The organism is Gemmatimonadetes bacterium SCN 70-22 (assembly GCA_001724275.1).
In the GTDB taxonomy this organism is placed as follows: domain Bacteria; phylum Gemmatimonadota; class Gemmatimonadetes; order Gemmatimonadales; family Gemmatimonadaceae; genus SCN-70-22.
In genome coordinates this window covers 1-12,558 of the sequence record MEDZ01000003.1, presented here as the reverse complement: position 1 = coordinate 12,558, position 12,558 = coordinate 1, and the positions used below count along the sequence as shown (strand labels likewise).

The following is a 12,558-nucleotide window of genomic DNA, read 5'->3' as shown; positions in this document are numbered from 1 at the left end:
CGGAGGCGATCCATCGAGTTCCGACGGCACCCTTCGCTTATTGGGCATCCGAAGCGCTCATTAGCGCGTTCCATCGACTGCCGCGCTACGAAAACGATAAGCGAACGGCCCTGCAGGGAGCATCGACGTGTGACGACTTCAGATATGTCCGCTTCTGGGCGGAGGTTCGCCCCGCCCTTAAGAGCACCGGTCCGCGGTGGGTTGGGTTCGCGAAAGGGGGACGCTTTGCTCGATTCTACGCTGACGTTCCTGTACTCGTTCGGTGGGATGAGAAGCGACTGAGCTTCCACGGCTTCGTCGGTCGGCCCGGACGGTGGAACCCGAAGCCCGTCTCTGCAGACCACTACCTCAAGCCCGCCGTAACTTGGCCTCTACGCGGGGTCGTGTTTTCTGCGCAAGCTCTTCCTGCAGACTGCGCCTTCAGTGTCGGAGGCAAGGTCGCACTCGCGCCCCTCGACGAGCTGCCGCTCTGTCTCGGCATCTTCAACTCGGTTCCCTTCAATGCAGCGATTTCGCTATTCGCTGGCAAGGCGGGCGGCTTCCAGTATGAGACCGGCGTAATAAACGCGGCGCCATTTCCACTGCCCCACCAAGCGGTGGAGCTTCGCATTGTCGAATTGTGTACGGGAGGATGGCGAACTGTGAGGAGGCTCGACTCTCGAAACGAGATATCCCACGCTTTCGTGCTCCCGCCGCTGTTAGCAACAGGAAATGATCCATCAGCCACGCTCGCCGAGCGGTCCCAGGCCGCCTCAAACTCCGCTGCCGCCGCTCGAGATGCGGTTCGGATAGTGGAGAACGAACTGAATGACATCTGTGCAGGTCTGTACGGTGTGTTTCTCGGGGACCTTGAGACCGTTTCGCCGCTGGAGGTGTTGACCGAATCGGAGGAAGAGCCTGCCCCCGAATCCGAGTTCGACGACGAGTCGGATCATGAGGCTAGTGTCGCGGAAGAGGTCGACCCTGCGCCGATGGTAGCCTCCCTTCTCTCGTGGACGTTGGGCGTAGCCTTCGGCCGTTTCGATGTCTGCCTCGCGACCGGCGAACGCGCTGGTCCGCCCGAACCGGAGCCCTTCGACCCGCTGCCCGTCTGTTCGCCTGGAATGCTGACGGACGACGATGGCCTACCAGTCGCCGTGCCACCGTCGGGCTACCCGATGACCTTCCCGACGGACGGCATCCTCGTCGACGACTCCGGTCACCCGCGCGACCTCGTTCGCGCCGTTCGGTCGGTGTTCGATACGGTCTTCGACGACGACAACGCGCGCTGGCGCGAGGCCGCCGAGCTCCTCGGCACGCCAGACATGCGAACCTGGTTCGCTCGCGACTTCTTTGAGTCGCACATCAAGCGCTACAGCCAGAGCCGTCGCAAGGCGCCGATTTACTGGCAGCTCGCCACGCCATCTGCGAGCTACTCGGTGTGGCTCTACATCCACGCATTCAGTAAGGACACGCTCTTTCGCGTACAGAACGACTTCGCAGCGCCGAAGCTCGCGCATGAGGAGCGGCGCCTCGAGTCGCTCACCGCCGAGCTTCGCGACGGCGCGACGGCCGCCCAGCGCAAGACCCTCGCCGCGCAGGAAGCGCTCGTTGACGAGCTGCGCGCGTTTCTCGACGAGGTGAAGCGCGTCGCGCCGCTCTGGAAGCCAAACCTCGACGACGGCGTCATCATCAACTTCTCTCCGCTCTGGCGGCTCGTTCCGCAGAACAAGTCTTGGCAGAAGGAGCTGAAGTCCACCTGGGACGCTCTCTGCGAGGGCAAGTACGACTGGGCCCACCTCGCGATGCACCTCTGGCCCGAGCGGGTGGTGCCCAAGTGCGCGAAGGACCGCAGCCTCGCCATCGCCCACGGGCTCGAGGAAGTGTTCTGGGTCGAGGGCACCGACGGCAAGTGGACCGCTCGCCAAGCGCCCACGCGCAGCATGGACGAGCTTGTGCGGGAGCGAACCTCGCCCGCCGTAAAGTCCTCGCTGAAGAGCGTGCTCGACGCGCCTGCGGCCGCCGGCAAGAGCAGTGGGCGTCGTTCTGATGGGCGTCGCAAGCCATCTGCAACAGCCGCATTAGGTGGTTGATGGATAAGGAGACCCGTAACGCCATCGAACGCGCCACCCAGCGCGCGCGGAAGCTCCTCGAGGAGGACTTCGCCGCGCAGCTTGAGGGCGACTTCGACGTGCACCGTGACGGCGCGGTGGCCGCGAAGGCCGGCGGCCACCTCTCGGCCCGGCAGGCGTTCCAGCGTGAGCGCATCGTCGCCGCCATCGAGCACAAGCGTGCCGCGGGCATGGGCGCTGCCGATGCCGCTCGCGACTACCTGCGGGACGCCGCGTTCACGACGCTCAACCGCTTCGTCGCTCTCAAGATGCTTGAGGCCCGGGACCTGATGCAGGAGTGCATCACGAAGGGCGAGCAGTCCGCCGGCTACCGCGAATTCTGCGGCATGGCGCCCGGGCTTCCGCTCCTGCCCGACAGCGCGGGGTACCGGCTCTACATCGAGTCGCTCTTCGATGAGCTGTCGACCGAGGTAAAGGTCCTCTTCGACCGCCGCGACCCGTCGAGCGTACTGTGGCCGAAGCGCGCGACCTTCGAGCAGCTCCGCGAGATCTTGAACGCCACCGAGCTTGCCCGCGTATGGGGCGAGGACGAGACCATCGGCTGGGTCTACCAGTTCTTCAACAGCCAGGACGAGCGCCGCAAGATGCGCGAGGAGAGTCAGGCCCCTCGCAACAGCCGCGAGCTGGCGGTGCGCAACCAGTTCTTCACCCCGCGCTACGTGGTGCAGTTCCTCACCGACAACACGCTCGGCCGCATCTGGTACGAGATGCGCGGCACGAAGACCGCGCTCGCAGACAAGTGCGAGTACATGGTCCGCAAGCCCGGCGAGGAGTTCGCGCCGCGTGCGAAGAAGGACCCGCGCGATCTGCGCGTGCTCGACCCGGCCTGCGGCAGCGGGCACTTCCTGCTATACGCCTTCGACCTGCTGCTCGCGATCTACGAGGAGGCCTACGTCGACCCGGAGAGCCCGAAGAGCGAGGCCACGGGCAAGGCGCTCGCCGAGGACTACCCAAGTCTCGACGCGCTGCAGAAGGCTGCGCCGGGGCTCGTCCTCGCACACAACCTCCACGGCGTCGACATCGACCCGCGCTGCGCGCAGATCGCCCAGCTCGCGCTGTGGATGCGGGCGCAGAAGGCGTACCGGGACTTCGGCATCGGGCGCGGCGACCGCGCGCAGATCCGCCGGTCGAACATTGTCGTGGCAGAGCCGCTCGTCGCCGACGACCAGATCGCCAAGGAGTTCGTGGCGAAGCTGGGCGACGCGGAGCTCGGGCGCGTGTTCACGTCGCTGGTCGAGTCGCTGAGCCTCGCGGGCGACCTCGGTCTGCTCCTGCGCGTCGAGAAGCTCGTGAGGACCACCCGCAAGCAGGGTGAGCTGTTCGCGCCGCCCGAAGAGCGTATTCGCGCTGCCGTTGATCGCTTCGTGCGCGACGAGAATGGCACATTGAGTACGCGGCGCCGTCTCTTTACCGACGACGCAGCGCACGGCGTAGCGCTCCTCAGCATTTCGGAGAAAAATTTCGACGCGGTGCTGATGAACCCGCCGTTTGGAGACGGCACGATCCGCGCCAGAAAGGAACTCGAGAGTTCCTATCCTCGGACGAAGAACGACATCTACGCGGTCTTCGTGGAGCGCGGCATCGAGCTGCTCATCGATCGGGGCCTGTTGGGGGCCATTACTTCCCGCACCGGATTCTTCCTGACCTCGTTTCAACGATGGCGCGAGGACATCATCCTCGCCAACGCACCGCCCGCGGTGTTTGCTGATCTTGGCCTCGGCGTGATGGATGCCGCGTTGGTTGAGGCGGCAGCCTATTGCCTTGAGCGTTCGTCGAGTAATGGGGAGCGCCGTACGGTGTTCCTTCGCGTTCTAGAGGAGCTTGAGGACAAAGCGCAGGCACTGAGCGCGGCGGTTCTGCGCCCTGATGAGAAGGGAATGCACCGGCGGTTTGACGTCTCGCCGGTCACCTTCTCGGCTGTGCCTGGGAGCCCTTTCGCCTATTGGGTGAGCGACGCGCTCCGCAGCGTGTTTCAGCACCAGCCGGCCTTTGAGGCAGAACATCGTGAGGCTCGCCAAGGGCTCGCGACGGCGGACGATTTTCGCTTCGTTCGATTGTGGTGGGAGGTCGCCATGCGAGAGAGCATCGGGACTCCAACAGGCAAGTGGTTCCCGTTCGCGAAAGGTGGCCCGTACTCCCCGTTCTATTTCGACCTTCACCTGATGGTGAACTGGCAGTCGGATGGCGTCGAGATCGTCACGCTGACAAAGCCCAGCTCAGATCGTCCTGCATCACGCCCGCAGAACACCGGCTACTTTTCGCGTCCTGGTCTGACGTGGCCGCGGCGGACCAAGAGCGAGCTTTCGTTTCGAGTCATGCCGCGCGGCTGCGTGTTCGGCGACAAAGGACCCGCCGCGTTTGTTGATCAGGATGGCTCTCAGGCACTCCTTTCGACTCTCGCTCTTGCGACTTCCAAAGCATTCAGGTCGCTGGTTGAGTTTCAGCTTGCTGCTGCCGACGCGAAGGCAGGCGGCGCCGCGCGGTCGTACGAGGTTGGAGTCATTCAGCGGACGCCTCTCGCACGCACGACCGATGCTCAGGAGCGGGCTTTGGCTGGAACAGCCCACCAAGCATGGGCCATGAAGCGCGCGCTTGACTCGTGCATCGAAACCTCGCACGCGTTCGCACTCCCTGATGGTCCAAACGCACACAGGGGCGACTTCGACCGTGCGGACATGGAGAGGCGCATCGCTGCGCTTCAACAGGAGATCGACGAGTCCGCGTTTGGGTTGTACGGCATCGGCCTCGAAGATCGTGCAGCCATCGAGGCGTCATTCAGTCGTGCATCCACAACCCCTGACGCTGCTGCGGACGGCGAAGACGAAGAGGACGAACTCGGCGAGTCGAGCGCTGGTCAGGGCGGCGTTATCGCGTCCATCGCGTCCTGGCTCGTCGGCGTCGCCTTCGGCCGCTTCGACCCCCGCCTCGCGACCCGCGAGCGCTCCATCCCGCCCGAGCCCGAGCCCTTCGACCCGCTGCCTTCGCGCTCGCCCGGCATGTACCCGGAGGGCGAAGAGCCCTCCGACCGCCCCGACATCCTTGTCGACGACGAAGGTCACGCGGACGACCTCGCCGCGCGCGCTATCGCTGTCGCCGAGCGCGTAAAGGTCGACGCGCCTGAGAACCTCCGCGCGTGGCTCGCCAAAGAGTTCTTCCCGCTGCACATCAGGATGTACTCGAAGAGCCGACGCAAGGCGCCGATCTACTGGCAGCTCGCGACGCCCTCCGCGAGCTGCTCGGTTTGGCTCTACATCCACGCGTTCAGCAAGGACACGCTCTTCCGCGTCCAGAACGACTACGTCGCGCCCAAGCTCGCACACGAAGAGCGGCGCCTCGAGTCGCTCACGAGCGAGCTGCGCGACGGCGCGACCGCCGCCCAGCGCAAGACTCTCGCCGCGCAGGAGGCGGTCGTTGACGAGCTGCGCGCTTTTCTCGACGAGGTGAAGCGCGTCGCGCCGCTCTGGAAGCCGAACCTCGATGACGGCGTCATCATCAACTTCGCCCCGCTCTGGCGGCTCCTTCCGCAGAACAAGTCCTGGCAGAAGGAGCTGAAGTCCACCTGGGACGCGCTCTGCGAGGGGAAGTACGACTGGGCGCACCTCGCGATGCACCTGTGGCCCGAGCGCGTGGTCCGCAAGTGTGCGAAGGACCGGAGCGTCGCCATTGCCCACGGGCTCGAGGACGTGTTCTGGGTCGAAGGCAGCGACGGCAAGTGGACCGCGCGCAAGACGCCCACGCGCAGCGTCGACGAGCTCGTGCGCGAGCGAACCTCGCCCGCTGTGAAGTCCGCGCTCAGGAGCCTACTCGAAGCGCCTGCTGCCGCCGGTAAGAGCGGCGGGCGTCGTGGTGGTGGCCGTCGCAAGTCCGCTGCCGCCGCCGATGGAGGAGACGCCTGATGCACACGCTTCACGACTACGTGGCGAAGCAGCTCGCCGACAAGATCAAGTCCCGTCGCGTCGTCGTCTGGTACGACGAGCGCGGCGAGTTCCAGCCGTTCGTGGACGAGGTGCGCGGTGGTCCGCGGGCGGTGAGCGATCCCGTTCCCGTGGCTGTCGCGGGCACGAAGGCGAGCCTCGCCGAGTTCTCGGGCTCGATGTTCGAGCTGCGCGCAATCGTTGAGCCGCATGTGAGCGGAGACGCGCCGGGCGCGGTGGTCATCTACCTGCCGGGCGTCGCGCGTGACCGCCACGCGTCGGTACTGATGGAACTGGAGAAGGCCGGTACGACCTGGGAGCCGCAGCTCAAGCAGCTCGCCAAGAACGTCCTGCTCCAGAAGTACACCCTCGGTGTCGTCGACGAGATGCTGCCCTTCGACCGCAAGGTCTCCTACGAGGACCTTGCGCGCGCGGCCGCCGGCAACTCCGGCGCGGAGCCGCCGTCGATCCTGAAGAGCATCTTCCACGACGCCAGCGGCAACGAAGGCCTCCTCACGGCGTGGCTCGTGAGCGACGCACGGGACGCGGAGATCGTGAGCAAGGAGGCGACGCGCGAGCTGACCAAGCTCGTGAAGGCGCGGCTGGGGCTCGACCTCGTTGCGGACTCTCCGCTCGCGAAGCTCCGCGCCATCACGCTGCGCTACGTGCTCGCGGGCGAGTTCCGGCTCGACCTGTCCTGTGACGCGCCCGCGTCGCTCGACGGTGTCGGGAAACCGCAGACGAAGGACGAGGAGTCCGCCGTGCGAGAGCTCGCGCGGCGCCTGCGCACCGGCCACGCCGATGCCTACGCGGCGCTCGCGGACCGCGTCGAGGAGGAACTCGGGCTCAATAACGCCAAGCTGCCTGCGGGCGCGCTCGGCTCCATCGACACGTTCCGCTTCGAGGAGCGCGCGCTCCTTCGCCACGCGGGCGAGCTGATCTCGAACGGCAAGTTCGGCGAGGCGCTCGCGCTCGTCGCGGACCGAGAGCAGAGCTTCTGGCTTGACCGAGACGTCAGCAGGAAGGCCCAGTGGGAAGCCACTCGGCGCATGGCCGAGCTGGGCAACGTCGCGATTGGAGTGCGAAAGGCCGTCAACAAGACCTCGGGAGACGCCGCCGCGTGGCTAGCTGCCTACGTGTCGAAGGACGGGTGGTTCCGCCTCGATCAGGCCCAGCGCCGCCTCGAGGCCTGGGTGGCGAACCTCGACGAAGAGCCCGAGGAGCGCCCGCTCGGTGTAGTCCGGCGCGCCCACGAGGACACGTGCCACGCGATGGCGGAAGGCTTCACCAAGGCGCTCGTGAAGGCCGGGTGGGCCGTGCCCGGAGCCCTCCACCAGACGCGCGTCTGGAGCGAGATCGTCGCCGACAAGCCAAAGCCCGTCGCCTACTTCCTCGTCGACGCGATGCGGTTCGAGATGGGCGTCGAGCTCGCGGCGCGCTTGCCCAAGACGTCTGAGGTCACCGTGCACGCCGCCGTGGGCGCGCTGCCGAGCATCACGCCCATCGGAATGGCGGCGCTGCAGCCCGGCGCCTCCGCGAGCTTCTCGGTCGTCGAACAGAGCGGCAAGCTCGGAGCTCGCATTGACGACAGCTTCCTGCCCGACCTCGGTGCCCGTAAGAAACACGCCGCGGCGCGCGTCCCGACGCTCGCCGACTTCTCGCTCGACGAGCTCTTGAGCCTACAGCCATCGAGGCTCGCGAAGAAGCTCGACGGCGCACAAGTCCTCGTCGTTCGCTCGCAAGAGATTGATCATGCGGGTGAGACGGGCTTCACCTTCCAGGCGCGGCAGGTGATGGACACCGTCATCGACAACCTCGCGCGCGCCATTCGCAAGCTCTCCGCAGCGGGCATCGAGCACGCTGTGGTAACGGCCGACCATGGTCACCTGTTCTTCGCAGCTGACCGCGACCAGTCGATGCGCATCGATGCGCCTGGCGGCAACACCGTGGATCTGCATCGCAGGTGTTGGATCGGCAAAGGAGGAAGAACCCCGCCCGGTTGTTGCCGAGTGCCTGCGAGGGAGCTCGGATACGACTCGGATCTCGAGTTCGTATTCCCGGTGAGCACCGCGGTGTTCAAAGCGGGCGGCGACCTCGCCTACAGCCATGGTGGCCCGTCGCTGCAGGAACTTGTCGTGCCGGTGGTCACGGTCAGAACCGTCGCACCGGCGGCATCGCGGCCGTCGGCCGCGCCGATCGCGGTGACAGGCCTGCCCGACGCCATCACCAATCGAATCTTCAGCGTATCGCTGCAATTTGGTGGGGAGAACCTTCCGGTCTTTCAGTCTTCGAGGAATGTACGACCGTTGCTCATGTCGGGCGCTAAGCAGGTCGGTGCCGTGGGCATGGCCATCGACGCCGAGCTTGATCGTGCAACAGGCATGATTGCACTCGACAGCTCAAAGACGGCAGTCGTGGCGTTTCTCCTCAGTGACGAGAGCGTTGAGTCAGTGCGGGTGGTCGTTCAGGATCCCACCACTGATGCGGAGCTCTATCGCTCGCCGCGCGATATCCCCGTACGACTCGGAGTGTAGGACATGAGCACCGGCGTGACGCCAGCGCGTGACTCCCTCGACGACAAGGTGAATCGCGCCTTCGCGGGCAAGGTGGTGCGCAAGGACCTCGTGCGCAAAGTGAAGGTCGGAGCGAACGTCCCGGTGTTCGTCCTCGAGTTCCTCCTGGGGAAGTACTGCGCGTCCTCGGACGAAGTCGCGATCCAGATGGGGCTTCAGGTTGTCAACGATACCCTCGCCTCGAACTACATCCGCTCCGACGAGTCGATGAAGGCGCAGGCGATCGTCAAGGATCGCGGACGCCACAGCTTCATCGACAAGGTCAAGGTTCGCATCGTTGATTCGGACTACTGGGCCGACGTCACGAACTTCGGCCACAAGAACGTGCACATCCCCGAACACTATGTGCGCGAGTACGAACGTCTGGTGATGGGCGGCATCTGGGCGCAGGTGGACATGCGCTTCGAGTACGACGAGGCGTCCAAGGGGAAGAACCCGTTCTGGATCGACCGCCTCACCCCGATCCAGATCGCAACGTTCGACCTCGAGGAGTACCGACGACTTCGACAAGCGTTCACCAGCGATGAGTGGCTCGATCTCATGCTGCGGAGCATGGGATACGAGCCAGGCGAAATGACCCGCCGTCTCAAGATGCTCTTCCTCGTTCGGCTCATCCCGCTCACGGAGCGCAACTACAACCTCGTCGAGCTGGGGCCGCGCGGCACCGGTAAGAGTTATGTCGTCCAGGAGGTCTCGCCGTACTCCGCACTCCTGACCGGCGGCACCACGGTGGCCAACCTCTTTGGCCACATGTCAGGGCGCCAGAAGGGAATGGTGCAGATCTGGGATGTCGTGGGTTTCGACGAAGTCGCCGACCTCCAGAAGATGCCCAAGGAGGTCATCACGACGATGAAGACCTTCTGCGAGTCGGGGAGTTTTCAGCGTGGACAGGAGGCCGTCACCGGCGATGCCAGCATCGCCATGTTCGGCAACACCAACCAGCCGATTGATGTCATGGTGCAGACCGGGCACCTGTTCGCCCCGATGCCCGACATCATTCGCGACGACATGGCGTTCATCGATCGCCTGCACTTCTATCTCCCCGGCTGGGAGATCCCGAAGATGCGGAACGACCTGTTCACAGACCATTACGGATTTGTGGTCGACTACCTGGCCGAAGCACTCCGTGAACTGCGGAAGCACAACTTCACCGAAGTAATCGACCGGCACTTCTCTCTTGGCTCGCACCTCAACGCCCGCGACCGCAAGGCGGTGCGGAAGACTGTGTCGGGGCTGATGAAGATCCTGTACCCGCACGGCGAAGTGTCTCAGGAGGAGCTCGCCGAACTGGTCGAGTTCGCGCTGGAAGGGCGGCGCCGAGTGAAGGAGCAGCTGAAGAAGATGGGCTCCTTCGAGTACTACCATACTTCGTTCAGCTACACGCTGCACGAGACTGGCGAGGAGCGCTTCGTCGGCGTTCCCGAGCAGGGGGGCCGCGACCTCATCTCGACCGACCCGCTCGCGCCAGGCACGGTGTACACCGCCGGCGTTACTTCCGACGGGACGGTCGGCCTGTATCGAGTCGAGATCTCCGTTTCCACGGGCACCGGGAAGTTGAAGCTGGCCGGAGGTGTCGCGGGCGCGATGAAGGAGTCGGTGAGTCGCGCCTTCAGCTACATGCAGGCCAAGAAGTCGGAGCTCGGGATCGCGAGGGACATGGACACCTCCGACCTGCACGTCGAGGTGATTGATCTTCTCGCCAATCGAGTGGACGCCGAAGTCGGCGTGGCATTCTTCGTGGCGTGCTACTCGGCGCTCAGGAAGGCGCCCGTCAGCCCTGCCCTGCTCGTACTCGGGGACATGAGCGTCCAAGGGAACATCAAGCCGCTGCGTTCGCTCGTTGAGCCTTTGCAGGTGGCGAAGGACAACGGGGCGAAGCGGGCGCTCATTCCGATCGAGAACAAGCGGAGCTTTCTCGAGGTGAGTGGCGATATCGTGGAGCAGGTCGATCCGGTGTTCTATGGGGATCCGCGGACGGCGGCGATGAAGGTGCTGGGGTTGGCGTGAGAATGAGACGCTTGACGTCTAGCGTCGGCCCGGCTTGCTCGCTCGGACGGCTGTCACAGCGGTTGAGAAACCTCGTCTACAGTCGTGTCACGTCGACGACGTCGGAGAGCAATTGGTGAACACTTCTCAACAACGAATGCCGCATCGACCGCGCATAAGGGATAAATGCGTGCGCCCGACGATGGTTTTCGCGGGCATCGTTGTCGTCCTTTGCAGCGCCATATCGACTCATACAGCAGGGGCGCAGGACGACTTGCATTGGGCACCAGCGGTACGGACTCCGACACATCGCATCCTCGTCGATACAAGGAGTATCAGAAAGCTCGACGCCGCTGTGGTGGAAGCGTTGACTCAGGAGCGCTACGAACGGGTTCAGGAAGACTCGGCCACCCTGTCTCTCGAGGAAGCTAGGCAACTAAACTGGGCGACAGTCTGGCGGAAGTACTACTTCACGCGACGGTCGCTCCTGATGCGTTTTGACTGTCGCGGTCACCGCATCGCATTTGTGGAAACGAGCTTTCTTGGCCCTGACGGGTCTGTGGTTCACGCGTACTCCTCCAAGAATGCAGACTATTTGCCTGCTGTTCCAAACTCGGTCGGTGCATCGGTACTGGAGGTAGTTTGTCTGCTCGCGGGAGTGGGGTAAGTGCTCCGGTCAAGTAACAGAGCCGAGGTAGATTGCGAATGTGCAGTGAGCCTTAGCAAGAAGGTGGCGGCGGGACCCGGCCACCGATGCGGCAGTGGGAAGTAGAAAGCGACGGAGATGCGCTTGCCCGGGCTGTCGGGGTCGAGGCGGATCATCTTGACGTCCTCCCGGAAAGTCCACTCCACGCTGTCTACCCGGCAGCGGAGCTTACCCGACAGTCTGCCTAACAGTTGCCAAAGGACGGGGAGACCCTCAGTGAGTGAATGACGATGCGAGCGAATGCAGAGCTGACGCCCATAACTGGCGATGCGCGCACAATTGTACTGTCGCTCAAGCCGCGTTGGGTCGACGCAATCGAGTCCGGCGAGAAGGTCTACGAGTTTCGCCGAAGGGTACCGCGCCAACCTCCGCCTTTCCCGGTGGTGATCTACGCAACGAGTCCTCGATGTGCCATTGTGGCGACCGCGTGGGTTTCGGAGGTTAGACAACTTCCACCTGGCGCGCTACTTGAGCATGCCCGGTCTGGCGTGGGAGGCGAGCCTGAACGGGAAGTTCTCGACTATTTTCGTGGACTCCAAAGCGGATTCGCACTGCGAATCGAGCGGTTCGCACGTCTTCCGGCGCCTCTCGAGCTGAGCGCGCTTCGCCTTCTCTCGTTCGTTCCACCACAGAGCTTCGCCTATCTCGACTCGTTCCCGAGAGTCGGAAACATATTAGCGCTTAGCGGCCGTACGGATGCCGGCTGACAGAATGGGTGCGGGAGCGAGCTCGTGACAACACACAACAGTCGCACGACGATTGGTCGTTCGGTGCGCCTATCACAGGAGCGACTACGGTTTGTTGCTTCGCTGCGCGCCGACTTGCAGCGCAATGGCACGCGCATTCGTATCGTCACTACCAAAGCGACAATGCGAGTGCGTATTCGCAATCTCGCAGTAGCGCCTGGTCGTGCATTGAGCGCCTTGCGCCAATCGCAGCTTCTCGAAGAGGGCGCCTTCGTCACGACAATGGAAAAATTGGGGGTCGCGGACCTGTTCGCGAGTGGTGTTGATGTTGACCTCGCGCGCTGTACTCCTGTGCTCGTTCCATGCACCACGAGACTGGAGCATTCGTTATTCCGATACCTGCGCCTGATGCAATCCGTTGCAAGCCAAGAGCGGGTTGGACGGCGCTTGAAGTACCTCGTCATCGATGTGGGGCAAGGGCGTTGTCCTGCCTCAGTTGAAATGTGACTCCCACTGCCTCCACACTATGGAGGTACCCGGAGGAGTCCATGAGTCGACGGAACGGCAAGAAACCAGCGCGGC

The 12,558-nt window shown here is 64.1% G+C and carries 4 protein-coding genes; all 4 read left to right on the top strand.

The window, feature by feature from the left end:
* Nucleotides 1-1,103 precede the first annotated feature (1,103 nt).
* From ABS52_01545 to ABS52_01530, 4 genes are read left to right on the top strand one after another with little or no spacing between them, the layout of a single operon-like run.
* Complete coding sequence (locus tag ABS52_01545; protein ODT04864.1) at nt 1,104-2,072, top strand: hypothetical protein; 969 nt, start codon at nt 1,104-1,106, stop codon at nt 2,070-2,072.
* Nucleotides 2,072-6,007 carry a hypothetical protein gene (locus ABS52_01540; GenBank protein ODT04863.1) on the top strand — a complete coding sequence of 1,312 codons (3,936 nt, stop codon included), beginning with the start codon at nt 2,072-2,074 and terminating at the stop codon, nt 6,005-6,007. Before ABS52_01545 ends, ABS52_01540 begins: the two co-directional genes overlap by 1 nt.
* Nucleotides 6,007-8,559, top strand: a complete 2,553-nt coding sequence (locus ABS52_01535; GenBank protein ID ODT04862.1) for a hypothetical protein — start codon at nt 6,007-6,009, stop codon at nt 8,557-8,559. The genes ABS52_01540 and ABS52_01535 overlap by 1 nt, the downstream gene beginning before the upstream one ends.
* A 3-nt stretch (nt 8,560-8,562) precedes the next feature.
* Nucleotides 8,563-10,605 (top strand): TIGR02688 family protein, encoded by a 2,043-nt coding sequence (locus ABS52_01530; GenBank protein ID ODT04861.1) that lies wholly within the window; start codon nt 8,563-8,565, stop codon nt 10,603-10,605.
* Nucleotides 10,606-12,558: the final 1,953 nt, after the last annotated feature.

Coding starts and splice junctions, on each gene's coding strand:
- ABS52_01545 (ODT04864.1), top strand. CDS start 1,104: ATGCTGACGGACGACGATGGCCTACCAGTCGCCGTGCCACCGTCGGGC.
- ABS52_01540 (ODT04863.1), top strand. CDS start 2,072: ATGGATAAGGAGACCCGTAACGCCATCGAACGCGCCACCCAGCGCGCG.
- ABS52_01535 (ODT04862.1), top strand. CDS start 6,007: ATGCACACGCTTCACGACTACGTGGCGAAGCAGCTCGCCGACAAGATC.
- ABS52_01530 (ODT04861.1), top strand. CDS start 8,563: ATGAGCACCGGCGTGACGCCAGCGCGTGACTCCCTCGACGACAAGGTG.